The 24,453-nt window shown below is 70.4% G+C and carries 26 protein-coding genes; 16 read left to right on the top strand and 10 right to left on the bottom strand.

Going from position 1 to position 24,453, the window contains the following annotated elements:
- The 5 genes from AX744_RS18935 to AX744_RS18915 all read left to right on the top strand — a co-directional run.
- Positions 1–1,616: beta-galactosidase (locus AX744_RS18935; RefSeq protein WP_061018663.1), on the top strand; the 1,616-nt coding region annotated here is incomplete at its 5' end.
- Positions 1,613–2,992 carry an aminomethyl-transferring glycine dehydrogenase subunit GcvPA gene (gene gcvPA, locus AX744_RS18930; protein WP_061018661.1) on the top strand — a complete coding sequence of 460 codons (1,380 nt, stop codon included), beginning with the start codon at positions 1,613–1,615 and terminating at the stop codon, positions 2,990–2,992. The genes AX744_RS18935 and gcvPA, both read left to right, overlap by 4 nt.
- On the top strand, positions 2,989–4,575 hold the full coding sequence (gene gcvPB / locus AX744_RS18925; protein WP_061018660.1) for an aminomethyl-transferring glycine dehydrogenase subunit GcvPB: 1,587 nt from the start codon (positions 2,989–2,991) through the stop codon (positions 4,573–4,575). The genes gcvPA and gcvPB overlap by 4 nt, the downstream gene beginning before the upstream one ends.
- A gap of 5 nt (positions 4,576–4,580) precedes the next feature.
- Positions 4,581–5,828 carry an ATP-NAD kinase family protein gene (locus AX744_RS18920; protein WP_061018658.1) on the top strand — a complete coding sequence of 416 codons (1,248 nt, stop codon included), beginning with the start codon at positions 4,581–4,583 and terminating at the stop codon, positions 5,826–5,828.
- A 50-nt stretch (positions 5,829–5,878) separates the two neighbouring features.
- Positions 5,879–6,637, top strand: a complete 759-nt coding sequence (locus tag AX744_RS18915; protein ID WP_046746910.1) for an SDR family NAD(P)-dependent oxidoreductase — start codon at positions 5,879–5,881, stop codon at positions 6,635–6,637.
- On the opposite strand, the gene AX744_RS18910 is transcribed toward AX744_RS18915, so the two are convergent.
- Together AX744_RS18910 and AX744_RS18905 are read right to left on the bottom strand one after the other, a co-directional pair.
- Positions 6,634–7,035 (bottom strand): VOC family protein, encoded by a 402-nt coding sequence (locus AX744_RS18910; protein WP_058632045.1) that lies wholly within the window; start codon positions 7,033–7,035, stop codon positions 6,634–6,636. The two genes, AX744_RS18915 and AX744_RS18910, sit on opposite strands and share 4 nt — an antisense overlap.
- Positions 7,032–7,313, bottom strand: coding sequence for an ArsR/SmtB family transcription factor (locus AX744_RS18905; protein WP_171010931.1), 282 nt, complete (start codon positions 7,311–7,313; stop codon positions 7,032–7,034). The genes AX744_RS18910 and AX744_RS18905 overlap by 4 nt, the downstream gene beginning before the upstream one ends.
- 70 nt (positions 7,314–7,383) lie before the next feature.
- Between AX744_RS18905 and AX744_RS18900 the strand changes: the two genes are divergently transcribed.
- Genes AX744_RS18900 through AX744_RS18890 form a run of 3 tightly spaced genes read left to right on the top strand, consistent with a single transcriptional unit; the run spans position 7,384 to position 10,214 of the window.
- On the top strand, positions 7,384–8,904 hold the full coding sequence (locus tag AX744_RS18900; protein ID WP_061018656.1) for an SDR family NAD(P)-dependent oxidoreductase: 1,521 nt from the start codon (positions 7,384–7,386) through the stop codon (positions 8,902–8,904).
- Between the two features lie 51 nt (positions 8,905–8,955).
- Positions 8,956–9,399: a GyrI-like domain-containing protein gene (locus tag AX744_RS18895; protein ID WP_061018655.1), complete on the top strand. Its 444-nt coding sequence runs from the start codon at positions 8,956–8,958 to the stop codon at positions 9,397–9,399.
- The gene (locus AX744_RS18890) at positions 9,396–10,214 is read left to right on the top strand and encodes an AraC family transcriptional regulator (protein ID WP_061018654.1); all 819 of its coding nucleotides are present in this window, start codon (positions 9,396–9,398) and stop codon (positions 10,212–10,214) included. Before AX744_RS18895 ends, AX744_RS18890 begins: the two co-directional genes overlap by 4 nt.
- Positions 10,215–10,235: 21 nt before the next feature.
- Here the strand turns inward: AX744_RS18890 and AX744_RS18885 are convergent, their stop codons facing one another.
- The gene (locus tag AX744_RS18885) at positions 10,236–10,574 is read right to left on the bottom strand and encodes a winged helix-turn-helix transcriptional regulator (protein WP_058632043.1); all 339 of its coding nucleotides are present in this window, start codon (positions 10,572–10,574) and stop codon (positions 10,236–10,238) included.
- 77 nt (positions 10,575–10,651) lie between these two features.
- Between AX744_RS18885 and AX744_RS18880 the strand changes: the two genes are divergently transcribed.
- Positions 10,652–11,308, top strand: a complete 657-nt coding sequence (locus tag AX744_RS18880) for an FMN-dependent NADH-azoreductase (RefSeq protein ID WP_061018652.1) — start codon at positions 10,652–10,654, stop codon at positions 11,306–11,308.
- Positions 11,309–11,389: 81 nt separating this feature from the next.
- Here AX744_RS18880 and AX744_RS18875 read toward each other — a convergent pair whose 3' ends face one another.
- Together AX744_RS18875 and AX744_RS18870 are read right to left on the bottom strand one after the other, a co-directional pair.
- Entirely contained in the window at positions 11,390–12,469 is a 1,080-nt protein-coding gene (locus AX744_RS18875; RefSeq protein WP_046746905.1) for a sensor histidine kinase, read from the bottom strand.
- A gap of 10 nt (positions 12,470–12,479) precedes the next feature.
- The gene (locus tag AX744_RS18870) at positions 12,480–13,151 is read right to left on the bottom strand and encodes a response regulator transcription factor (RefSeq protein ID WP_046746904.1); all 672 of its coding nucleotides are present in this window, start codon (positions 13,149–13,151) and stop codon (positions 12,480–12,482) included.
- Between the two features lie 87 nt (positions 13,152–13,238).
- Between AX744_RS18870 and AX744_RS18865 the strand changes: the two genes are divergently transcribed.
- Genes AX744_RS18865 through AX744_RS18850 form a run of 4 tightly spaced genes read left to right on the top strand, consistent with a single transcriptional unit; the run spans position 13,239 to position 16,409 of the window.
- Positions 13,239–13,901 (top strand): M15 family metallopeptidase, encoded by a 663-nt coding sequence (locus AX744_RS18865; protein ID WP_061018649.1) that lies wholly within the window; start codon positions 13,239–13,241, stop codon positions 13,899–13,901.
- Complete coding sequence (gene alr / locus AX744_RS18860; RefSeq protein WP_061018647.1) at positions 13,898–15,022, top strand: alanine racemase; 1,125 nt, start codon at positions 13,898–13,900, stop codon at positions 15,020–15,022. The genes AX744_RS18865 and alr overlap by 4 nt, the downstream gene beginning before the upstream one ends.
- The gene (locus AX744_RS18855) at positions 15,019–15,966 is read left to right on the top strand and encodes a D-alanine--D-alanine ligase family protein (RefSeq protein ID WP_061018644.1); all 948 of its coding nucleotides are present in this window, start codon (positions 15,019–15,021) and stop codon (positions 15,964–15,966) included. Before alr ends, AX744_RS18855 begins: the two co-directional genes overlap by 4 nt.
- 53 nt (positions 15,967–16,019) lie before the next feature.
- Positions 16,020–16,409, top strand: coding sequence for a VOC family protein (locus AX744_RS18850; protein WP_061018642.1), 390 nt, complete (start codon positions 16,020–16,022; stop codon positions 16,407–16,409).
- Positions 16,410–16,488: 79 nt separating this feature from the next.
- Here AX744_RS18850 and AX744_RS18845 read toward each other — a convergent pair whose 3' ends face one another.
- Genes AX744_RS18845 through AX744_RS18825 form a run of 5 tightly spaced genes read right to left on the bottom strand, consistent with a single transcriptional unit; the run spans position 16,489 to position 22,426 of the window.
- Positions 16,489–17,505, bottom strand: coding sequence for an ABC transporter substrate-binding protein (locus AX744_RS18845; RefSeq protein ID WP_046746898.1), 1,017 nt, complete (start codon positions 17,503–17,505; stop codon positions 16,489–16,491).
- A 10-nt stretch (positions 17,506–17,515) separates the two neighbouring features.
- Positions 17,516–18,298 (bottom strand): ABC transporter ATP-binding protein, encoded by a 783-nt coding sequence (locus tag AX744_RS18840; protein ID WP_061018640.1) that lies wholly within the window; start codon positions 18,296–18,298, stop codon positions 17,516–17,518.
- Positions 18,295–19,440 (bottom strand): FecCD family ABC transporter permease, encoded by a 1,146-nt coding sequence (locus tag AX744_RS18835; protein WP_197429285.1) that lies wholly within the window; start codon positions 19,438–19,440, stop codon positions 18,295–18,297. The genes AX744_RS18840 and AX744_RS18835 overlap by 4 nt, the downstream gene beginning before the upstream one ends.
- Entirely contained in the window at positions 19,437–21,227 is a 1,791-nt protein-coding gene (locus AX744_RS18830; protein ID WP_061018637.1) for a prolyl oligopeptidase family serine peptidase, read from the bottom strand. The genes AX744_RS18835 and AX744_RS18830 overlap by 4 nt, the downstream gene beginning before the upstream one ends.
- A complete protein-coding gene (locus AX744_RS18825) occupies positions 21,224–22,426 on the bottom strand; it encodes a hypothetical protein (RefSeq protein WP_061018635.1) in 1,203 nt (400 codons plus the stop codon). The genes AX744_RS18830 and AX744_RS18825 overlap by 4 nt, the downstream gene beginning before the upstream one ends.
- 110 nt (positions 22,427–22,536) lie before the next feature.
- On the opposite strand from AX744_RS18825, the gene amiA reads away from it, so the two are divergent.
- The 3 genes from amiA to AX744_RS18815 form a co-directional block, all read left to right on the top strand.
- The gene (amiA, locus tag AX744_RS21460) at positions 22,537–22,635 is read left to right on the top strand and encodes a streptamidine family RiPP (protein WP_017831216.1); all 99 of its coding nucleotides are present in this window, start codon (positions 22,537–22,539) and stop codon (positions 22,633–22,635) included.
- 85 nt (positions 22,636–22,720) lie between these two features.
- Entirely contained in the window at positions 22,721–23,530 is an 810-nt protein-coding gene (locus AX744_RS18820; protein ID WP_061018634.1) for a hypothetical protein, read from the top strand.
- A partial coding sequence (locus AX744_RS18815) for a CocE/NonD family hydrolase (protein ID WP_061018631.1) occupies positions 23,527–24,453 on the top strand: 927 nt, incomplete at its 3' end. The genes AX744_RS18820 and AX744_RS18815, both read left to right, overlap by 4 nt.

Raw genomic sequence — 24,453 nt, 5'->3', positions numbered from 1 at the left:
ACCACACCTCGCGCTGCTGGTGCCCCGAGTCGGCCCGCCACTTCCGCCGCTGGCTGCAGAACCGCTACGGCGACCTCGACGGGCTGAACGAGGCCTGGGGCGTGAACGTGTGGGGTCAGCGCTACACCTCATGGGAGCACATCGAGACGCCGAAGAAGGCTCCGGGCCCGGTCAACCCCACCAAGCTGCTCGACTTCGAGCGCTTCTCGTCGGATGCGCTGCTGGAGCTGTTCCAGGTGGAGATCGACGTGCTGCGCGAGGTCACGCCCGACATCGCGGTGACCACGAACTTCATGAGCATGTTCCGCGATCTGGACTACTGGGACTTCGCCGCCGTCGAAGACGTCGTGACCGATGACGCCTACCCGGAGCCGGCCGACCCGACCTCGCACGTCGGCGCCGCCCTCAACTACGGACTGATGCGCTCGCTCAAGGACGGACAGCCGTGGCTGCTGCTGGAGTCCTCGGCCAGTGCGACCAGCTGGCGCGACGTGAACGTGCCCAAGGCTCCTGGCAAGATCCGCGTCGAGAGCCTGCAGGCCGTCGCCCACGGCTCCGACGCCGTGATGTTCTTCCAGTGGCGCCAGGCGAAGTACGGCCAGGAGAAGTTCCACTCCTCGATGCTCGGCCACAGGGGCGAGCGTTCGCGCAGCTTCCAGGAGACCAAGGCGCTGGGCAACGAGCTCAAGAAGCTCGAGCCGGTGCGCGGGACCCGCGTGCGCTCGAGCGTCGCCCTCGTCGTGGACTGGGACTCGTGGTGGGGCACCGGCGCTGCGGAATCGCTGCCCTCGCAGCGGTTGCAGTGGGCACAGCAGGCCCGCGCCTGGCACCGGGCGCTGTACACGCTCGGCCAGCCGGTGGATGCGGTGCGTGCGACGGGGCCGTTCGACCGCTACGACGTGGTCGTGGTGCCGAACCTCTACATCGTGGAGCAGCCGCAGGCCGACGCGCTGCAGGCGTTCGTCGAACGCGGAGGGCACCTCGTGGTCGGGCCGTTCTCGGGAGTGGTGGATGCCACCGAGAAGGTGCACGACGGCGGAGCGCCAGGACTGCTGCGCGATCTGCTCGGCATCGAGGTCGACGAGCAGTGGCCGATCGCCGACGGGCTGACCGAGAGCATCGACTTCGCGGGCGAGGTCCTGACGGTGCCTTCCTGGAGCGAATGGCTCGAAGCGGATGACGACGTCGAGGCGCGTGCCACGTATGCGAGTGGTGAGCTCGACGGCCTGCCGGCGGTGACCCGTCGCGCGGCGGGGGAAGGGTCGGCCTGGTACGTCAGTGCGATGTTCGAACCGGACGGTCTGCTCACGGTGTTCCGCGACGTCCTGCGCACCGCGGGCCTTCCCGCTCGCGAGCAGACGGACGTCGACGTCGAGGTCGTCACCCGAGCAGACGACGCCACCGACTACACGTTCTACCTGAATCATGGGCGCGCGCCGGTCGCGTTCGAGATCCCGTCGCCGGGCGTTGACCTGCTCACCGGCGTGCGTCATGCGGGCCGTCTGGAGCTCGGACGCTTCGGCGTCGCGGTGCTCGCCGCTCCCCGTGCCGACACCCTCTCTCTTGCCACCCTGACCCCGCCTTCGGGCGCTGATGATGTGAAGGAGGACGCATGACCACTCCGTTCGTGCATCCGTACATCCCCAACACCGCCCCCGAGTCGAGGGCGGCGATGCTCGAGGCCGTCGGCGCCGCGTCGGTCGACGAGTTCTACGCCGATGTGCCGGCGTCGCTGCGACTCGGCCGGGCGCTCGACTTGCCGGCACCGTTCGCGGCCGAGCAGGACCTCGCCCGTCACGTGCGCGGACTGCTCGCCAGGAACCGCTCGACCGAGGAACGACTGAGCTTCCTCGGCGCGGGCACCTACAACCACTACGTGCCCGCCGTGGTGGATGAGGTCATCGGCCGTAGCGAGTTCCTGACCGCCTATGCCGGCGAACCCTACGAGGACCACGGCCGCTTCCAGGCCCTGTTCCAGTACCAGTCGCTGATGGCGGAGCTGTTGGAGATGGACGTCGTGAACGTGCCGGTCTACGACGGCTACCAGGCGACGGCGACCGGTCTCACGATGTCGGGGCGTCTCACCGGCCGCGTGCGCGTGCTGGTCGTCAGCGACGTGCTGCCGGCGAAGCTCGCGAAGGTGCACGACTACGTGCGGGCCCACCTGACGCTCGAGCACGTGCCGCCCGTGAACGGCACGGCGGACGTGGAGGGGATCAGGACCGCACTCGGCGACGATGTCGCCGCCGTGTGGGTCGAGACGCCCAGTGCCACCGGCGCAGTGGAGGCGGCGCTGCAAGAGATCGCGGATGCCGCGCACGCTGCCGGCGCCGTGCTCGTGGTCGGCACCGATCCCATCGGCTACGGGGTGCTCACCCCGCCCTCGGTCTCCGGTGCCGACATCGTCACCGGAGACATCCAGTCCCTCGGCCTGCATCAGTGGTTCGGCGGAGCCCACGGTGGCTTCATCGCCGTGCACGACGACCCCGCTTTCGTGATGGAGATGCCCTCGCGCCTGTTCGGGCTCGCCACCACCGACGTGCCCGGCGAGTACGGCTTCGGCGACGTGGCCTACGACCGCACCTCGTTCGCACACCGTGAGGAGGGGAAGGAATGGGTCGGCACGGCCGCGGCCCTGTGGGGCATCGCCGCCGGTGTCTACCTGGCCCTCATGGGTCCCACCGGCATGGCAGAGCTCGGCGAGTTGCTGCTCGCCCGCACCCGGTACGCGCAGCAGGCCCTCGCCGCCGTTCCCGGTGTCTCTCTCGATGACGACGCCGTGCATCTGCGCGAATTCACGGTGACCCTTCCGGTGCCAGCGGCGGAGGTCGTCACGGCGCTCCGCGCCCGGGGCATCGAACCCGGCGTGGTCGTGGGCGAGCACCGCCTGCTCGTCTGCGTCACCGAACTGGTCTCCCAATCCGACATCGACATCCTGGCCGGCGCGCTTGCCGCAGTCGTCGCCCCCGAACTCGCAGAGGAGCAGAAGTGAGCCTCCCCGTCGCGCCCAAGCCGGCGCTCCGCCGATTCCAGCAGGCCCGCTGGGACGAGCCGATCATCTTCGAGCTGACCACGCCAGGTGAACGCGGCGTGCTGGTGTCGCAGGTCGAGCCGGGCGTGCGCGAGGTGGTGGGCGATGTGGTCGCCGCGCTGCCGGACTCCCTGCGTCGCCCGTCTCGTCCCGCGCTGCCCGAGATGGGGCAGATGCGGGTGCTCAAGCACTACCTGCGTCTGTCGCAGGAGAACCTCGGTGCCGATTTCAACGTCGACATCGGCCAGGGCACCTGCACCATGAAGTACGCCCCGAAGATCAACGACCAGCTCGCGAACACCCCGCAGCTCACCGCGATGCACCCGCACCAGGATCCGGCCGATGCGCAGGGCGTGCTCGAGATCGTCTGGCAGTTGGAACGGGTGCTCGCCGAGATCTCCGGCATGGACGAGGTGTCGCTGCACACGCAGGGCGGCTCGGCGGCGATCTGGTCGAACATCGCCATGATCCGGGCCTTCCATGAGGCGAACGGCGAAGGCGAGCAGCGCCGCGAGGTCATCACCACGATCTTCAGCCACCCCTCGAACGCGGCCGCGGCGAAGGCGGCAGGCTATGAGGTCATCACGGTCTACCCCGACGCCGAGGGCTATCCGTCGCTCGACGCGTTGAAGGCCGCCCTGTCGCCCCGCACCGCGGCGATCATGGTCACGAACCCGGAGGACACCGGCATCTACAACCCGGCGATCCGGGAGTGGGTCGACGCCGCGCACGCGGTCGGAGCCCTCGCCTCGTACGACCAGGCCAACGCGAACGGCATCCTCGGGGTCACGCGCGCCCGCGACGCCGGCTTCGACGTGTGCCACTTCAACCTGCACAAGACCTTCGGCACCCCGCACGGCTCCGGTGGACCCGGCTCTGGCGCGAACGCCGTGAGCGCGGCGCTCGCCCCGTTCCTGCCGGGACCGCGCGTGGTGCGGGCGGATGACGGGACCTTCGGGGTGGTCGAGGCCGGAGAGCTGTCGATCGGCGCGGTCGGCCCGTTCTTCGGCGTCATCCCCGCGCTCGTGAAGGCCTACTCCTGGATCATGGCACTGGGGGCTCCGGGGCTGCTCGCCGCCGCGGAGACCGCCGTGCTGAACAACAACTACCTGATGGCTCGTGTGCTCGCGATCCCCGGGGCATCCGCGCCGTACGCCACCGGACGCCGCCGCATCGAGCAAGTGCGCTACTCGTGGGAGGAGCTGTATCAGGAGACCGGCATCTCGTCGGAGGAGATCGGCGTGCGCATGTCCGACTTCGGGATGCACTATTGGACGAGTCACCACCCCTACGTGGTGCCGCAGCCGTTCACGCTGGAGCCCACCGAGTCGTACTCCATGGCGGAGCTCGACGAGTATGCGGCGACCCTCGCCGAGGTGGCACGTGAGGCGCGAGAGACCCCCGAGGTGGTGCGCACCGCGCCGCACAACCAGACCGTGCACCACACGCACCATGACGATCTGGACGACCCGGAGCGGTGGGCGATCACCTGGCGCGCGTACCAGCGGAAGTACGCGGTGGAGCTGGCCGCACTGGCGGACTGACCGCGATGCTCGGACTCGTCGTCAACCCTGTCGCCGGAGTCGGAGGGCCCGCGGGGCTCGCCGGCTCCGATGGCACGGATGTGCAGCGCCTCGCCCTCGCGCGCGGTGCCCGTTCGCGCGTGCAGGAACGGGCGGTCCTCGCCCTGACGACGCTCGCCGAACGGCATCCGGGACTCGTGATCGCGACGGTGCCCGGTGCCATGGGCGCCGATGCGGTGCGCGCCGCAGGTCTCGTGCCGTGCGTCGTCGGGTGCGGCTCGAGCGATGCGGGCGTGACCGAGGCGGGTGTGACCGAGGTGACGGAGGCGGCGGATACCTCGCGTGCGGTCGCAGCGTTGGCCGCGGCGGGGGTCGATCTGATCCTCGTCGTGGGCGGCGACGGCACCCTGCGCGACGCGGTCACGGGGCTCGGCGCCGTGGCACATCCGTCGGGTGAAAAGCCCGATGGCGGAAGGTGCGACGACGGATCCGCGCTCGACGCCGAAAGCTGCCGACAGGCGCACGGTCTGCCGGCCGTGCTCGGAGTTCCGGCGGGCGTGAAGATGTACTCGCCCGTGTTCGCGGTCAGTCCGCGGGCGGCGGGATCGATCGCCGCGGACTGGATCGAGCACGACGGACTCCCGACCGAGGAGCGTGAGGTGCTCGACATCGACGAGGCCGCGATGCGGCGCGCCCGCGTCGACCCCACGCTGTACGGAATGCTCCGGGTGCCGCATCGTGCGGGCCGCACTCAGGCACGCAAGGCGCCGACGCCGGTCACCGAGGCGGCTGCGGTCGAAGCTGCGGCCCGCGGGGCTGTCTCCCGCATGCGACCGGGCGTGCGCTATCTGCTTGGCCCCGGCGGCACGACTGCGGAGATCGCTCGGCAGCTCGGCGTCGAAGGATCGCCACTCGGCGTCGACGTCGTTCTCGACGGTGCCGTCCTCGTCCACGGCGCGAGTGAGCAGGAGCTGCTCGCCCAGATCGCCGAGGGCCCGGCGCGGGCCGTCGTCACCGTGATCGGCGGGCAGGGGTTCCTGCTCGGGCGCGGCAACCAACAGCTCTCGGCACCCGTTCTTCGTGCGCTCGGCGACGACCCGCTCCTCGTCGTCGCCCCCGAGCAGAAGCTCATCGACCTGCAGGGTCGGCCGCTCCTCGTCGACACCGGCGACCCGGAACTCGATGCGAGACTCGCCGGGCATGTCCGCATCATCACCGGCGTCGGCACCACGAGTCTCTATGCCGTGACCGCACCCGAACTCTCCCTCACCTGACACATCCCGACCCCGACAGACCCGTCTGCACGTACCCGAAAGGACACCCCATGCGTCTCGAGAACAAGAAGGCCATCGTCACCGGCGGTGCCGGCGGCATCGGTCGCGCCACGTCACTCGCACTCGCTGCCGAGGGCGCGGCGGTCGCCGTCGTCGACCTGAACACGGAGGCGGCCGAAGCCGTCGCGGAGGAGATCCGTGCGGCCGGTGGCATGGCCATCGCGATCGCGGCGGATGTGGCGAGCGAGTCCGACATCGAACGGGTGATCGCCACGTCGGTGGCCGAACTCGGCGGAGTGAACGTCGTCTTCAACAACGCCGGGATCATCCGTCGCACCACCGCCGTCGAGACGACCGTCGAGGAGTGGGACCGCGTGTTCGGCGTGAACGTGCGCTCGATCTTCCTGATGTGCAAGCACATCGTTCCGGTCATGGAGGCTGCGGGTGGAGGCTCGATCATCAACACCGGGTCGGGCTGGGGCCTCAAGGGCGGTGGCCAGGCCATCTCCTACTGCGCCTCGAAGGGCGCGGTCGTGAACATGACGCGCGCGCTCGCGATCGACCACGGTCCCGCCGGCATCCGCGTGAACTCGGTCAACCCCGGCGATGTGAACACCGGGATGCTGCGGGAGGAAGCGCGTCAGCTGGCGCAGGACACCAACGCGTTCCTCGCCGAAGCCGCCGATCGCCCGCTGCGCCGCATGGGCGAGCCGAGCGAGGTCGCACAGGCGGTGGTCTGGCTGGCGAGCGACGACTCCTCGTACGTCACCGGCTCGGCCCTCGTCGTGGACGGCGGCGGGATCGCCTAGCCCTGTCCGTCGGCCTTCATCTGGATCAGCTGGATCAGGTTGCCGCACGTGTCGTCGAGAACCGCGACCCAGGCGGCACCGATGTCGGTCGGCGGCTGGGTGAACACGACGCCGAGCCCGGTCAGGCGTGCGTGTTCGGCGGCGAGGTCGTCGACGGCGAACTGCGCGAGTGGGATGCCGTCTTCGACGAGCGCGTCGCGGTAGGGCTTGACCGCGGGGTGCCCCGAAGGCTCGAGCAGGAGCTCGGGTCCGCCGGGCGCTTCGGGCGAGGTCACCGTGAGCCAGGCGGCATCGCCGAGGGGGATGTCATGGTGCTTCGTGAAGCCGAGCACGTCGGTGTAGAAGGAGAGGGCCTTGCGCTGGTCATCGACGAAGATGCTGGTCAGTTCGATTCTCATGGGGTGCTCCGTGTGGTCGGCCACCGCTCGGCGATGCGGGCGATGGGTTCCGGATGGAAGAAGTGGAACTTGGAACGGCCTTGTCGTTCCGTGGAGATCAGTCCGGCGGATTCGAGTACCGCGAGGTGCTGGGAGACCGCCTGCCGGGTCAGCGTCACACCGTGCTGCATCGTCAACGTCGAGCAGATCTCGAAGAGCGTCTGTCCGTCCCGCCGCGACAGCTCATCGAGGATGAGTCGCCTCGTCTCGTCGTCGAGCGCGTGGAACAGATCGGCCATGGGATCACGATAGGCAAGTGGATGCTTGCATATCAAGCCTGTCCCAGGACACTCGCGTAAAATCGGGACAATGACCGACGCCCCCTCCGACGCTGCACCCGACCTCGGACCGGGCGTCGACCCCGAAGATCTCGCCACCACGCTGCGCGTGCTGCGCGAGCTGCACCGGATCGACAACGAGCACCCCGATTTCATCGCGGTACGCCAGGCCACCGCGGCGATGTTCAAAGACGTGAAGCGGGTGCGCCGCAAGCAGATCCGTGACGCGATCGCCGAGGCCGACAAGGCCGTGGTGGCCCGCACCGCCACGGGTGCCCCCGACCGCATCGACGATGAGACCCGTGGCAACGATCTCGCCACCAGCGTCGTCGACGCCCCGATCGCTGGCGAGCTGCTGAAGCCCCGCAACTGCTACATCTGCAAGCAGCCGTACACACAGGTCGACGCTTTCTACCACCAGCTCTGCCCGGACTGCGCCCGCTTCAGCCACGGCAAGCGCAACGCCCGCACCGACCTCACCGGCAAGCGCGCCCTGCTCACGGGTGGCCGCGCGAAGATCGGCATGCACATCGCGCTGCGGCTGCTGCGTGACGGCGCGCACACCACGATCACGACCCGCTTCCCGCGCGACGCCGTGCGACGCTTCTCGGCCCTGCCCGACTCGGCCGACTGGCTGCACCGCCTGCGCGTGGTCGGCATCGACCTGCGCGACCCTGCTCAGGTGATCGGCCTGGCGGACTCGGTCGCCGCTCAGGGCCCGCTCGACATCCTCATCAACAACGCCGCACAGACCGTACGCCGCTCGCCGGGTGCTTACTCCCTGTTGGCGGATGCCGAGCTGCAGCCCCTCCCCGACGGGCCCCTGCCCGAGATGGAGACCTTCGGGCACACGGCCGACCCGCACCCGCAGGCGCTGCAGGCCTCGGTCGATGCGCATCCGCTGCTCTCGGTCGCGGCCCTCGGCGGCACGGTCGCCGAGCAGGGTGGTCAGGCACTCACGGCCGAAGATCTCGCGCGCCTCGCGATGGCGCCCGGATCGTCGTCGCTCGAGAAGCATGCCGACGGCACCGCGATCGACGCCGGCGGCCTCGTGCCCGACGTGAACCGCGTCAACAGCTGGGTGCAGTCGATCGAGCAGGTCGATCCGCTCGAGATGCTCGAGGTGCAGCTCGCGAACACGACAGCGCCGTTCCTGCTGATCAGCCGTCTGCGTGCGTCGATGGCGGCATCCGATTCCCGTCGCAAGTACGTCGTGAACGTCTCGGCCATGGAGGGCCAGTTCTCTCGTCGCTACAAGGGGCCTGGCCACCCGCACACGAACATGGCCAAGGCCGCGCTCAACATGCTCACGCGCACGAGCGCGGGCGAGATGCTCGAGAAGGACGGCATCCTGATGACCGCCGTCGACACCGGATGGATCACCGACGAGCGCCCGCACTACACGAAGGTGCGCCTCGCCGAGGAGGGCTTCCACGCCCCGCTCGACCTGGTCGACGGTGCCGCCCGCGTGTACGACCCGATCGTGCGCGGTGAGGCCGGGGAGGACATCCACGGCGTGTTCCTGAAGGACTACGAGCCCAGCCCCTGGTGAGCGGATCGGATGCCGCAAGAATCGTCAATCCGTCGGCGGCATCCTGATCTCATGAGGATCACACAGCAGCAGTTCCGCGTCGCAGGGATCCCCCTGCGCACGAACAACCGCGAGGCGATGGAGACCATCCCGCCGCACTGGGCCGCATTCGTCGAGGCAGATGTGGCGGGGAGGCTCGGTGCAGGCGGAGACGTCTACGCGGTGTACACCGAGCACGAGCACGCCGGAGTCGACAACCTCGGCGACTACACGCTCGTGATCGGGCATCGGGTGCCAGAGGGCGTGGCTGCTTCGGACGGCCTGGTCGTCGTCACCGTGCCCGCATCGGAGCGCGAGGTGATCATCCTCGAACCGGGCAGACCCGACCTCGTCGCCGAGGCGTGGCAGCGCATCTGGGAGCGGGGCGATCTCGACCTCAGCTACCTCGCCGACGTGGAGCGCTACGGCCAGGACGGGGCGATCGAGATCTCGCTGGGGCTACGCTCGGCATCGTGAAGGCCGCGCAGTACCAGCAGCAGCTCGACGACGTCACCGAGTACATCTACCGGCACCTCGATGACGATCTCGACTTGAGCATCCTCGCCGAGGTCGCTCGATTCTCGCCGTATCACTGGCACCGCATCTACCGTGCGGTGCGCGGCGAGACAGCTGCTCAGACCGTGCTGCGGTTGCGCCTGGAGCGCGCGGCTTCCCTGCTGGTCGAGACCGGCTTGCCGATCACCCGCATCGCGCGCCGTGCCGGGTTCTCCACCGTCGAGACGTTCAGCCGGGCGCTGTCCCGTGGATACGGGATGCCGCCGGCGAGGTTCAGGGAGGCTGGGGCGCACGCGGCGTTCCAGCGCCCTGGCGGCGAGCTGCTCGAGTCGCACCCCGTGGAGATTCGCGAGACGGGCCCCGTTGTGCTCGCAGTCTCGCCCCACCGTGGTCCGTACCTCGAGATCGGCCGCGCGTTCGCACGTGTGCGCGACCGGTTCCCGCAAGGAGGGCGCATGGTCGCGGTCTACGAGGATGATCCGGATGCCGTCCCCGCGCGGAGTCTGCGCTCTGCTGCCGGGGTCGTGATCACCGATGCCGCCGACGCACCGGAATCACTCGAGGTGCGAACCATCCCCGCGGGACGTCATGCGGTGCTGGAGTACTCCGGGCCGTACTCGTCGATGCATCGGGCGTATCGGTGGCTCTACGGCAGGTGGCTGCCGGCCTCCGGAGAGGTGCCGCGAGATCACCCCGTGTTCGAGGAGTACCTGAGCGATCCCGCAACCGCGGCGCCGACCGATTCCGTCACCGAGATCTGGCTGCCCCTGGCGTGAGGGGCGCGGCCTGCAAAGACGTCAGTGAGCGCGCTCGGCGAGGTTCGCCGAGGCCCACTGCCCCAGCTGGTTCAGGATCGGCAGGAGTCCTTCCCCCGCTGGCGTGAGCGCGTACGACACGGTCACCGGCGGGCCGGCCTCGACCGTGCGCGCGACGAGTCCGGCGTCGGCGAGTTCGGCCAGGCGATCGGAGAGCACGGTGTCGCTGATGCCGTCAACGGCGCGGCGCAGCGAGACGAAGGTCATGGGTCCGCCCCCGAGCGACGACACGATCATGCCGTTCCACCGCTTCCCGAGCACGCTGAAGGCCAGTGTGACGGCGGCGTCGCACACCTGACGCCCTTCGTCGGTCCCGGACATCCCCCCATCCTACCCGTGCTACGTTAACCGATGTCGCTAAGAAAAACAGAGCGACTACGAAAACGAGAGGTAGGCCCATGTCCCTGTTCCGCCTGGATGCCAGCATCCTTCCCGCGTCGTCCGCCAGCCGTGCGCTCGCCGACATCGTCGAGGCCGAGTGGACCGCGTCGCACCCCGATTCGACCGTCTTCCGTCGCGATCTGGCGAGCGACCCCGTGCCCGCGACCGCGTGGGCGGATGCCGTGACGGGTGGATTCGTCGACGAGGCCCAGCGGACCCCTGCGCAGAACGAGGCTCGCGCCCTCGCGACGCAGTTCGCCGACGAGCTCATCGGCGCCGACGCTCTGCTGTTCGCGGTGCCGCTCTACAACTACGGCGTCTCGCAGCACTTCAAGACCTGGTTCGATCTCGCCTACACCGACGCACGCATCGATCCGACCGGCACCGCGTTGAACGGCAAGCCGGCGACCCTGGTCACCGTGCTCGGCGGCAACTACGCGCCCGGTTCGCCCAAGGAGGGCTGGGACCACTCGACCGGCTGGCTGCGACGCGTGCTCGAAGACGTCTGGGGTCTCGATCTGCGCGTCGTGCAGCGTCCGTTCACGCTGGTCGGCGTCAACCCGGCGCTCGACGCGTTCGCCGACACCGCGCGCGACCTCAAGGAGAACGCCGAAGCCGACGCCCGCACCTACGGCCGCGAGCTCGCCGCGACACGCGACCCGCGGGTGGCCTGAGCCCCGTCTTCGAATCGCGCAAATGGTTCCTTCTGGGCCCCGCATCCGACCGTTTGCGCGATTCGAAACACCTGCGGACAGTCAGCCGGGAAGGCCCGTCGGGTAGGGGTGCGGCAGCCACACGGTCACGATCAGACCGCCGTCCGTCCGTGGGGTGAGGACGAGCGTGCCGTTGTGCGCCTGCGTGATGCGGTCGACGATCGCAAGGCCGAGCCCCGCCCCCGCATGGTCGTCGCCGCGGGTGCGCTCCGCCCCGCGCTGGAACGGTTCGACAAGGGTGGCGACCTGATGCGCAGGCAACTGTTCACCGGTGTTCTCCACGACCAGCGCGACCGCGTGCGGCATCGAGTGCGTGCGCACGGCAACGGCCCCGCCGGTCGGGAGGTTGTGCACGATCGCGTTGAGGACGAGGTTCATGACCAGCTGCGGTAGCAGCGCCGCCGACCCGAGCACCGACGCGGGGACGCCGCCGACCTCCAGTGCGACTCCTCGACGGTCGGCGAGGGGAACCAGCGCCTCGACGGCCTCCTCGGCGAGAAGGGAGAGATCGACGATCTCGCGCGGGAACGTCCGGCGATCCGCCCGGCTCAGCAGCAGCAGCGCCTCCGTGAGGTCGATCGCACGCGTGTTCACCCGCTGCAGTCGGGCGATCAGCTCGTCCACGTCGCGGTCCGGGTCGTCACGGGCGACCTCGAGCAGCGCCTGCGAGATCGCGAGGGGAGTGCGCAGCTCGTGCGAGGCGTTCGCGGCGAACCGCTGCTGCTCGGCGACGTGCGCTTCGAGCTGCTCGAGCATGGAGTCGAAGACATCGGCCAGATCGCGGAACTCGTCGCGAGGGCCGGGCAGCGCGATCCGGTGCGAGAGCGAGCCCTGCGCCGCCAGTCGCGCAGCGTCGCCGATGCGTTCCAGAGGTGCCAGCATGCGTCCGGCCAGCAGCCATCCGCCGCCGAGCCCGATGGCCAGCAGTGCCACCATGACCGTCGAGGCGACCGGCACGAACGCCCTGATCAGGTCGGAGCGGTTGGGAACGCGGATGTCCGCGGAGATCTGCACGTCGGGCACGTAGCGCAGCAGGTACAGGGCCACCGCGGCGAGCAGCAGCAGTCCGGAGACCACCACGATGCCCGCATAGCTGAGGGTGAGCTTGAGGCGAGCGCTCATCCCGCGGCGCCTAGGCATCGGCGTCCGTTCCGATCCGGTATCCGACACCCGGCACGGTGAGGATGATCCACGGCTCGCCCAGGCGTTTGCGCAGCGAGGAGACCGTGATGCGCACGGCGTTCGTGAACGGGTCGGCGTTCTCGTCCCAGGCGCGCTCGAGCAGCTCCTCCGCGCTGACGACACCGCCCTCGGCGTCGACGAGCACCTCCAGCACGGCGAACTGCTTGCGGGTGAGCGCCACGTAGCGGTCGTCGCGGTACACCTCCCGGCGGAACGGATCGAGGCGAAGGCCGGAGACCTCCAGCACGGGAGGTCGACTGCGCTGGCGGCGACGGTCGAGAGCACGCAGACGCAGCACCAGCTCGCGCATCTCGAACGGCTTGGTGAGGTAGTCGTCCGCACCGATCTCGAAGCCGCTCGCCTTGTCGTCGAGGCGGTCGGCTGCGGTGAGCATGAGGATGGGGATGCCGCTTCCCGACGCGACGATCCAGCGGGCGATGTCGTCGCCGGAGGGCCCGGGCACGTCGCGGTCGAGCACGGCGAGGTCGTAGGAGTTGATGCTCAGCAGCTCCAGCGCCGTGTCGCCGTGGCCCGCGATATCGGCCGCGATCGCCTCGAGGCGCAGCCCATCGCGGATCGCCTCGGCGAGGTAGGGCTCGTCCTCGACGATCAGCACACGCATGGCAGCGATCCTACGCACCCCGGCATATCGCGAGCATATGGAAAAGCGCATACGCCCTGGCAACCGGCTCCCTTCTTCACTGGGAGCATGAACACCAACAGCTCGTCCCTCCCGCTGCGGGCACGTCGTCGCCGTCGGGCCGCCGGCGTCGTGGTCGCGCTCGCCGCCGCCGTCATCCTGGCGTTCGCGGTGCAGCAGTCGTTGTCCGTGGCTTTCGCCGACACGGCGAAGACGCTCCCCACGCCCGTGCCGACCCCGGTGCCCGACGAGGTGCAGCCCGTCGACGTGCCGGGCGACGCCGACGGGGCGATCCGTGACGGGGATCAGCCCACGGTGTTCGATGTGGACCGCGTCGCGGTCGGCAACCTCGACCCCGCGCTGCTCGACGCCCTGCAGCGGGCGGCCTCGGATGCCGAGCGCGATGGCATCACGTTCCTGGTGAACAGCGGATGGCGCTCGCCGGGGCTGCAGGAACGGATGCTCCAGGACGCGATCGTCGATTACGGCTCGGAGGACGAAGCGCGGCGATGGGTGGCGACACCGCAGACGTCGGCGCACGTGTCTGGCGACGCCGTGGATGTCGGTCCGCTGCCCACGCTCGACTGGCTCGCCCAGCACGGCTCCGACTACGGACTGTGCCAGACCTACGCGAACGAGTCATGGCACTACGAGCTGCGCCCCGAGGCGATCGATCAGGGGTGCCCCGAGATGTATGCCGATCCCACCGAAGACCCGAGGATGCAGCGATGACCACCATGACCGCCCCTCGTCCCGCGATCGCCTCGCGCCTGCACGCGCCGACGCTGACCACGCTCCCCGACGCCGTCGCCGAGAACCTCCGGATCGTCAGGGCGGCGACTCCGGTGCCGATCATGGCCGTCGTGAAGGCCGACGGCTACGGACACGGTGCCGTCGTCGTGGCAACGGCTGCGGTCGCGGCGGGCGCCGAGTGGCTCGGGGTGACGCAGGTCGCCGAGGGTGTCGCACTCCGCGACGCCGGACTCGCGGTGCCCATCCTCGCCTGGCTGAACCCGGCGGGCATCGACGCCGAGGCAGCGGCGGAGCATCGTATCGACATCGCGGTGGGCTCCGCCGAAGAGCTTCGCCAGCTGAGTGCTGAGACGTCGGGCCCGGTCAGGGTGCACCTGCATCTGGACACCGGGATGGCCCGCGGCGGGTCTCCGCTGGACGAGTGGCCAGAGCTCTTCCGACTGGCGCGCGCCGGCAGAGGGCGGATCGAGGTCGTGGGGGTCATGGGTCATCTGCCGCGCGCCGACGAGGGCGATCCGGGCGCGAACGCCGCGGCCGTGCTGCGCATGCGGCAGGGCAGGGATGCGGTCCTGCGTGCCGGCCTCGGACCGGTGCTCGTGCATCTGGCGGCGACGTCCGGGGCGCTGACCGATCCCGCGACCCATTTCGGGATGGTGCGGATCGGCGCAGGACTCGTCGGGATCGACCCCTCGGAGACGACGCCACTGATCGGGGCTTCACGATGGACCGCGCCCGTCGTGCATGGGGCTCTCGCCCCGGCGGGCACGGCTGTCGGGTATGCGGGAACGCATGTCAGCCGTGCGGAGACGCACCTCGCGGTGGTGGGCGTCGGCTACGCGGATGGGATCCCGCGAGAGCTCGCGCCGGGCGCCGGCGTCGAGATTGGCGGCGTGCGGTATCCGATCGTCGGACGGGTGTCGATGGATCAGATCGTGGTGGACACGGGTGCCGCGCTGTTCCCGCGCGGCACGATCGCGACCGTGTTCGGGCCGGACGGGGGCGCGGTGCCCTCGGTGCAGGAGTGGGCGCGGTGGGCGGGGACGATCCCGCACACCATCGTCACCGGGATCGGAGCGCGAGTGCGGAGGAGCGCGGCATGACGAGGGTGCTGGTCATCGGGGGAGGGCAGAACGCCGAGCACGACGTGTCGTTGGCGTCGGCGGCCGCGGTCGGTGCAGCCCTGCGGCTGGGCGGTCACGAGGTGACGTGCGTGACCATCGATCGAGACGGCATCTGGCGCGTCGACGGGCGCCCGAACGGGGGATCCGCCGCCGAGTCGCTGGCGCTCGCGCTTCCGCTGCTCACTCGCACGGACGTGGTCTTCCCGGCCGTACACGGTGCGCTCGGCGAGGACGGGGCGCTGGCGGCTCTCTGCGCCCTCGCCGGAGTGCGCGTGGTGGGCTCGGGGCTGCGCGCCGGTGCGATCGGCATGGACAAATGGACGACGAAGCTGGTGGCGGACGCGGTGGGGATCGGCACCGCCCGCGGGCGGCTGATCACGGCGGACGACATCGGGGATGTGGAGTTCGACGGCGAGGTCGTGGTGAAACCGGTCTCGGCGGGGTCGAGCCACGGCGTGAGTCTCGTGACCCAGGAGGAGGATCTGCTCGCCGCGCTGCACGAGGCCGCGCGCTTCGACCGGCGCATCCTCGTCGAGGAGGTCGTCAGGGCGCGCGAGATCGACGTGGCCGTGCTGCGCGAGAAGGGGGGCATCCGGTGGGCGGCTCCGCCGCTGGAGATCCACGCGACCGGTCTCTTCGACACGGCGACGAAGTACGACGGAAGTGCGCGTTTCACGGTGCCGGCGCAGCTCGACGCGGGCGAGGCGGCGGCCCTCAAGCGCGCTGCGATCGCGATGTTCGACGCCCTGGGGTGCGACGGCGTCGCGCGGATGGACTTCTTCCTCACGGACAGGGGTCCCCTGCTGAACGAGGTGAACACGATGCCGGGGCTGACCGCGGCGTCGCAGGTGCCGCGGATGTTCGCCGCGGCGGGAGTGGATTACGTCGACCTGGTCGGCAGGCTCGTGCGCGCCGCGGGGTGAGAGGGAGCCGAGAAGGCATCGACAAGCGCGCCGAGGAGGCGGATGCTGGAGCCATGGCAGCTTTCACAGCGGACAACGCGTTCAGCGGATTCAGCGTCGATGACATCGACGCGGCGGAGGATTTCTACGGCGCGACGCTCGGGCTCGACGTCGAGCGCAACGCGATGGGTTTCCTCGACCTGCACCTGCCCCGTGGCGGCTCGATCCTCGTGTACTCGAAGCCGAACCACACCCCGGCGAGCTTCACGATCCTGAACTTCCCGGTGGCGGATGTCGACGCCGCCGTGGACGAGCTCATCGCCCGGGGCGTCCAGACGAAGATCTACAGCGACGAGGAGTTCCCCTCGGACGAGCGCGGCATCGTCCGCGGGAACGGGCGAGGGCCGGACATCGCGTGGTTCCGCGACCCCGCGGGCAACGTCCTCGCCGTCATGCAGGCCTAGCGCGGAGACTGCGCCCCCGGGAGCACAAGAGCTTCCCGGGGGTGCAGCCACGCGGGGGTGCGGGCGGAGGAAGTGATGCTCAGTCGAAGACGACGTCCGGGTGGAGGCCCTCGGCGATCAGCCGCACGGCCGAGACGTTCCCGAGTGTGCCGGGGAACAGGTCGGTCGACGGCACCGCGATCAGTCGACCGTCGCGCACGGCGGGCATGTCGGGGAACGTCGCGGCGAGGTAGGAGCGGACGGCCGCCTCGTGCGCGGGATCGGACACCGCGAAGACGATCGCGTCCGGTGCCTCTGACGCGAGCGACTCCGGGGTGATCTCGGCGGCGAAGAAGTCGGCGAACGCGGGATCGTCCGGCGTGAAGACGTTGTCGGCGCCGGCGCGCTTCAGGATGTCGTACTCGATGCCGGCACCGATCGCGGTGAGGGTCGTGCCCTCCACGAAGACCTGGGCGACGCGGGGGCGATCCTTGCCTTCGAGCGCCGCATCGACGGTCGCGAGCTCGGCCTTGGACGACTCGATCAGGTCGTTCGCCTCGTCCTCGACGTGGAAGATCTCGCCGAGGTTCTCGAGGTCGATGAAGAGGTCGTCGACCGTGCCCTCCATGCGCCGGTCGAAGCATCCGCCGGTCGCGGTGTACGCGGCGACGCCGGCCTCGGAGAGCTGCTCGATGCTGGCGAAGCCCTGCTCCGCGGTGAACTCGTAGGTGGTCGGCGAGTAGACGAAGTCGGGTTCGACGGCGAGCAGTTCCTCCCGGCTGGGCGGTGCGTCTCCGCCGATGACGGGCACATCGGCCGCGAGGTCTGCGACGTCGCTCGGCAGCTCGTCCGCGGTGGCCTGCGCCTGTCCGACGAGCGAATCGGCGAGGCCCAGGCGCAGCAGCAGCTCGGTCTGCGAGGGGTGCAGTCCGACGACGGCCGTCGGCGTGGCCGGGATCTCGACCGTGCGGCCGCAGTTCTCGATGCTGATCGCCTCTCCGGAGGAGGCGGGCGCTGCTCCCGTGGAGACTCCGCTCCCGCAGGCGGTGAGGGCGATCGCGCCGAGGCCGACGGAGACGGCGGCGAGCAGGCGGGTGGGTCGGGTACGTGGTGTCATTCTTCTTCTCCTAGGTGAGGGGTCGGTGTTGTCTGGGGTGGAAGGTCATCGCGCGTGCTCCCGTGTCGACCTCGACGGCGATGCGGGCGGTCACATGGAAGACCTCGTCGACGAGCGTGGGGGTGAGCACGGTGTCCGGAGCGCCGAAGGCGACGATCCTGCCCTCGTCGATCACCGCGACGTCATCGCAGAACGCGGCGGCGATGTTGAGATCGTGGAGGGCGGCGATCACGGTCGTGCCGAGTCCGCTCACCACACGCATGAGATCGAGCTGGTGCGCGATGTCGAGGTGGTTCGTCGGTTCATCCAGCACGAGGATCTCGCCGCTCTGCGCGAGGGCTCTGGCGAGCATCACCCGCTGGCGCTGACCGCCCGAGAGTCGACGCACCAGCCGGTCGCCGAGATCGTGCACGTCCGCGGTGCGCAGGGCCTGGTCGACGATGCGCTGATCCTCCGGGGTGTCCCGGCTGAACGGCGGACGGTGGGGTGAGCGGCCGACCAGCACCGTCTCGCGCACGGTCAGATCGAACTCGGACGGGGCGTCCTGGAGCATGACGGACACGGTGCGCGCGAGCGTACGCGGCGGCAGCTGCGAGACGTCGACCCCGTCGATCAGGACACGCCCCCGCTGCGGACGCTGACCCGTGAACAGGGTGCGCAGCAGGGTGGATTTGCCGCTGCCGTTCGGGCCGAGGAGCCCCACGATGCGGCCTGTGCCGACCTCGAGGTCGACCCCGTGCAGCACCGTGCGGCCACCGCGGGCGACACTCACGCCGTCGAAGTGCACGCTCATCGGTCGAACCCCGCCCGATCGCCTCCGCTGCGCATCAACCACAGGAAGAACGGAGCCCCGACGAAGGCGGTGAGGATGCCGAGCGGGATCTCGGTGGGCATCGCGACCGTCCGTGCGAGCAGGTCGGCGACCATCAGGAACAGTGCACCGCCGAGGATCGTGATGGGCAGCATCCGCCGATGGTCGGAGCCCACGAGGAGTCGGGCCATGTGCGGCACGACGAGCCCGACGAATCCGATGCCGCCGCTCACGGCGACGATCGCTCCGGTCAGCAGCGAGGCGAGCACGAGCAGCACGCCGCGCACCCGGGTCGTGCGCACTCCGACGGCCATCGCCGACTCGTCGCCCGCGAGCAGCGCGTTCATGGAGCGGGAGAGTCCGAACACCGCGATGCAGGCGATCGCGAGCGCGACCGCAGGGATCAAGAGCGTCGACATGTCGGCGGCCGACACGCTCCCGAGCAGGAAGAACATCACGCTCACGACGTTCTGGGCGTCGGTGGTGAGGGTGAGGTAGCTGGTCACCGCGCTCAGCAGGGCGCCCAGCGCGACCCCGGCGAGGATCATCCTGGTCGGGGACAGCTCTCCGCGGATGCGTGCGAGCATGGCCACCAGGAGGCAGGCGACCATAGCCCCCACGAACGCCGCACCGCTCATCGACAGACCGAGGAAGGTGGCACCGCCCGAGACGATCACCAGCACGGCGCCGACGCTCGCGCCCGAGGAGACGCCGAGGATGTAAGGCTCGGCGAGGGGATTGCGCACGACGGCCTGCATCATCGCTCCGGCGAGAGCCAGTCCCGCTCCCGAGAGTGCGGCCAGGAGCGACCGGGGCACCCGGAACTGCCACACGGCCTGGTCCTGCAGCGGGGTGAGCGTTCCGTCCGTCATCCAGGGCATGCCGGGGATCAGGTGGCCGATCACGATCTTGGCGGCATCGAGGGGGGAGACGGCGACGGGGCCGGTGGCTGCGGAGACCACGAGGACGAGAACGGCGAGCACGGCGATCGTCGTCACGGTCGGGCCTACCGGGAGCACCAGTCGACTTCCTCTGCGGGGCAGAGTGCGCTGTTCGCTCGGCTGCCGTCGGAAGGGCAGGCGTCTGGCGCGTCGTTCGGTGAGAACGGCCGTCGAATCGCTCATCGGGTGCCTCCGGTCGTGCTGCCTGACGCGATGCGCTTCGTGGCCGTGACCGTGACCGATGCTGCGAAGTCGAGCACTGCGAGGCCGAGGTCGTGCAGGGCGACGGACTCGTTCGCGCCGTGGCCTGCCCCCGCTGCCGTCCATGAGCGGGCCGAGCCGCCCGTTCGACGCAGCGACTCGACCATCCGATGCGTGTCGCGTGCGAGGACCCTGGTGTCTTCGCCGAGCACCACTCCCAGGTAGGAGGGGACCGGCGCACCGACCGGAAGCGACTCGGCGCGTGCGAGCGGAGACAGCGCGCCGAGCCGGGCACGGGACGCGGGTGTGCCGTCGTCGCCGAACTCTGCACGCCAGCTCGACCCGAGCGGATGATCGTCGAGGGCGAGCAGGTCGAGCGGGGCCGCTGTGGTCACGAACCCCGCGCACAGCTCCGGATGTTCGAGCGCGCACGCGGCGGCGACGACCCCGCCCAGCGAGGCCCCGGCGAGGACGAGCAGATCCGGGCGGGTGACACCGGCCGCGATGAGACCGCGGGCGACGTCGGCGAGGTCGGCGACCGTGCGGTGCTTGTGCTCGCCGTATCCTGCTTGGCGCCAGGCCTCACCGCGCTCGCCTCCGCCACGGAGCTGTGCGGAGGCGTAGGCACCTCCGAATCCGACCCATGCGGGCACGGTCGGTTCGAACACGGGCAGGTGCGGCACGCCGAAGCCGCCGTAGCAGGTGAGGATCAGCGGCAGCGGGCCCGTCGTCCCCGCGCCCGGGATCCCCTCCGCGGCACTCGGCGACGTCACGTGCACCGTGAGGGTCGCGCCGTCGCCGGCCGGGATGTCGTGGCGCACGGTGGTCGCGCGGGAGGAGGAGGGCGGCAGGATCGTGGTGCCGAGCTGTGCGCGCTCGACGATGCGGGGTGGCGTGAGGGGGCCTTCGACGCCCAGACGCAGTACGCCGTCGTCGACGCCGATCATCGTCGTGGTGAGCACATCGGCGTCGGAGGAGGCAGGTTCTGTGCGGCCGACCTCGATGCCGTCGTCGAGGTCGATGAGCACGCTCCGCCCTTCCGTGACGGCGAGCATCACCACCCGGTCGTCCTGCACCGCGACGTCGACGATCCGTACATCGGGGTCGTGCCAGTGCCAGGGCGCGCGGTCATCTGCCGCATCGGCTGCGGCGTCGATCAGCACGGCATCCAGACCCCGGTCATGCCATACGAGCACCCCGGTGCCGAGTCGCCAGGCGCGGAACAGCGCGGACCACCGTCCCAGCGGCGTCCCCGTCGCCCGGTCGGTCAGAGTGGTTCCCGCACCGGCGGAGCTGAGGGCGCGCAGGCCGCTCTCTCCTCCGGGGAACAGTCGCAGCCGGCCCTCGCTCGGCAGGGGAGCCACCTCTGTCTCGCCCGTCTCCACGTCGAGGGTCACGAGCCGGCGGTCGCGGCTGGCGACCACGTCGAGGCTCCGCGAATCGGCCGCCCAGAGCACGGTGTCGTAGCGGAGACGGATGTCGGGGTGGAGGCGCAGCGTGCCGGCGGCGACATCGACGAGGCCGAAGACGGCATTCTCGTCGGCGGTGGGTGCCCATTCCACCGCGATGCGGCTGCCGTCGGGGGAGGGGAAGATGCGATGGAGGTGGCCGTCCGGCTCGATCACGGTCGAGCCGTCGAGGCGATGGATGCCGCGGCGGCTGCGGTCGGCGGCCCGCCCCAGGGCGAAGCCGCCGACCGGGAGCCCCGGCCGACCGTGGCGTTCGGCGCGCGCGAGGGCATCGTCGAGCACGGCCCGATGCGCGCTCATCGGCCCACCAGGTCGTCGACGCGGTCGCCATCGGACGCCCAGAGCAGATGCCCGCCCTCGTCGAGCGGGGTGGGGAGCTCGACCGTCGAGATCTCGGTTCCGTCGAGGAGGAGGATCGTGCCGTCGCCACCGCTGGTGACCGCGATCGTGCCGCCGACGGGGTCGATCGCGATGGACCGGCGCTGCGCGGGGCGACCGTCGACGCCGTCCCACGGCAGCCGACCGGCGCGAGGGGGATGCGTCATCGCCGGGATCGGCACGACCCGGGAGACACGTGCCTCCTCGCGATCGATCACGAGCACCGCGTCTCCGTCGGGGTGGATGACCGAGACGGCCGCAACTCCCGCAGCCAGCGCGAACCGGAACGCGAGCCCCGGCGGCAGCGGCACGGCGCGGGAGGTTCCGGATGCGAGGTCGATCTCGACGAAGGTGTTCGTCCATTCCGGCCACGATCCCGGCGAGGCCGGACCCCCGCGCACGATCCCCGTCACCCGCCCGGTGTCACCGGCGAGACGCAGGTAGTACGCCCGTCCGTCGACGGGCCAGGGGACGATGCCGATGGCCCGGGGCGCACCGCCGTCGACGACGAAGCGCTCGAGGCCGCGGCTCGTCGCGATGCCGAGGATGCCGGAGGCGGGGTCGATCACGTCGCCGTGGCCGTCTGCGGCGAGGTCGGTGAGGAGGCCTCCGCGGAGTACCGGCGCGTGGGGGCCGACCGCGAGCGCCGCGGCGAGGGGGATCGTTTCGACGGCTCCCGGTTCGCGGTGACGGAGCACGATCGTCGGTTCGCCCGAGGCCTGGTCGGGAGCCACGACGACCCCGGGTTCGCCGACACGGGCGCGGAACCGCGTGGACGAGTCGGTCGCGAGATCCACGACGGTCACCAGGTCGCTCCAGGCTTCGTCGTTCATGCCGAGGCCGGAGGTGACGACCACGTGACGACCGGACGGGTCGCAGGCGAGGTGCTCGGCGGGGATGGCGATCGGGATGCGTCGTACGGTGCCGCCGCCGACGACCAGAGCGCCGCCGCGGTCGTCGGCGAACGCCCAGCGGTCGTTCGCGCCGGAGGGCAGGCGGAGGAATCCGGCGTGCTCGGCGAGCCAGCTGTCGGCCACCGCGACACGCCGGGAGTCGCCATGAATCTCGAAGACGGTCCCGGCCCGGTGATCAGCGGCGAGGAGGGGGAGGGAGGAAAGCATGTTCGCCAGACTAGTAGATATTGAGAATCATTATCAATTAGGGTCGATCTCGTCCCACCGTGGACCCGCCCCGCACACCGCGGGTCGGAAACTCACTGAAGGAGAACGAAATGGAAAAGCAGATCCTCGCCGAGATCGAAGAGTCCGAGCAGCTGGCGCACCTGTCGGCATCGCACTCCAACGCACTGGTCGAGAACCCCTTCGACTGATCGCGGATCCTTCCGCCGCGCTTTCGAGCGCACTCCAGTCCGGCCGGGCGTTCGCGCCCGGCCGGGCCCTTCACCGAGAGACTCCATGACTTCCGAATCCCGCATCCTGCCGCTCCCCGACTCGGGAGCCCATCTCGTCCTCGGCGCAGACGGTCGCCCCCGGATCCGCCTGCGCACCGGACGATTCGCCCTGATCGACGCACCACCCGCCGAGCTGTTCGACGCCCTCGAGACTCCGGACGGTGGTTCGGACGGTGCGGCCTCCGCGCTCCTCGACCGCCTGATGCTCGAGGTGCAGGAGCGCGAGTCGGTGGACGCGCTCCGCCGCTGGCCGGACGAGCGCCGCGACGTCTGCGTGCTGGGAGCAGGCGCGTTGGTCGACGGGCTCGAACGCGTCCTCCAGCCCTGGGGTGCGCGGGTCACCGTCCTCGATCCGGAGTCCGCACTGCCCGATGACACCTCCCTCGTCGTCGCCTACGCCGACGACGCGCTCGACCGCCGTCGGTGGTCCGACCTCGACATGCTTCCCCTGCAGGGTGTCGCCTGGCTGCGTGTGCACCGCGAGGGCGAGAGCATCCTGATCGATCCGCTCGCGCTCGACGAGCACGACCCGACCTCGGCCCAGGTATCAGCGCGACGGCTGGCCGCGAGCAGCGCGCCGGCTTCGACCGAGGCATGGCAGCAGTCCGGGCCTGCCCCGGCCACGCCCGTCGACGACGCGACCGCGGTGCTCGTGCTCGCCCGGCTGCTGCACGTGATCCTCACCTGGGCGCGAGCCGACGCCGACCTCGACCACCTGCGCACGACCCTGTGGAAGCTGGTGCCGTCGACCGGATCGGTCACCGAGCACACGGTGCTCCCCTTCCCCGCGGCACCGCCGAGGCTGCTCCGATGACCCCGCCGCGCGATGCCCGTCCTCATGTCGTCGTCGCCGATGACGGCGCCCTGCTGCGCGGATGGGCCTGGTCGCCCGCAGAGACGCGAGGCGTGGTGGTCATCCGCACTCCCTACGGGGCCTGGCGCCACGCCGACACCGCGCGGGCGTGGGTGAGGCGCGGCTACCGCTGCGTGATCCACGACGTGCGCGGCCGACACTCGTCCGACGGCGAATGGCACCCCTACCTCTCCGAGCGTGCAGACGGCCGCGCGGTGGTCGATGCCGTCGGGGCCGAGAGCCCCGGGCTGCCGCTCCTGCTCTCCGGCGGGTCGTATGCCGCCCACACCGCGCTCGAGGCGGCGAGGTCGGTCGACGTCGATGCACTCGTGCTCCTCGTTCCGGCTCTCGGGCTCGCCGAGACCGCGTGGGACGAGAACGGGCGACCATTCCTGCGAGACCGGATCGGGTGGTGGCACCAGCACGGTCGCGGGGCGCGTTCCCTTCCCCCGCTGAGCGATGAGGAGCTCGAGGCCAGGGTGGCGCGGGCATCCGAGGTCGGCGTGCACCGGGCCGCTGCGGAATGGGGGTGGTCGCGGGAGGTGCTCTCCGGCTGGCGTCGCCTGTGGTCAGCGCCCGCCGTCGATCTGCACCGTGCATACGGCGACCTCCGCGTACCCCTGCTGCTCATCCGCGGCGACCACGACTTCTTCTTCACGGATGCGGGCCGGCTCGCCGATGCCTGGCGTGGGCCGCTGCACCTGGTCGACGGGCCCTGGGGCCACCGGCTCGCCGCCGACATCGACGATGACGACGTCCGCTCCCGACTGCGCAGGGCGGGCGGCATCGGCGGGGTGCTGGACACCTGGCTCACCGAGACCGGTCTGCCGTCGGCGGGAACAGCGTCGGCATCCGAGCCCGCAGGCGTCGATCGGCATCCGACC

Source organism: Microbacterium sp. CCH5-D1 (genome assembly GCF_001557335.1).
GTDB lineage: Bacteria > Actinomycetota > Actinomycetes > Actinomycetales > Microbacteriaceae > Microbacterium > Microbacterium oxydans.
Note: the sequence above shows the minus strand (reverse complement) of the source record. Positions and strands in the feature narration are given on the sequence as shown.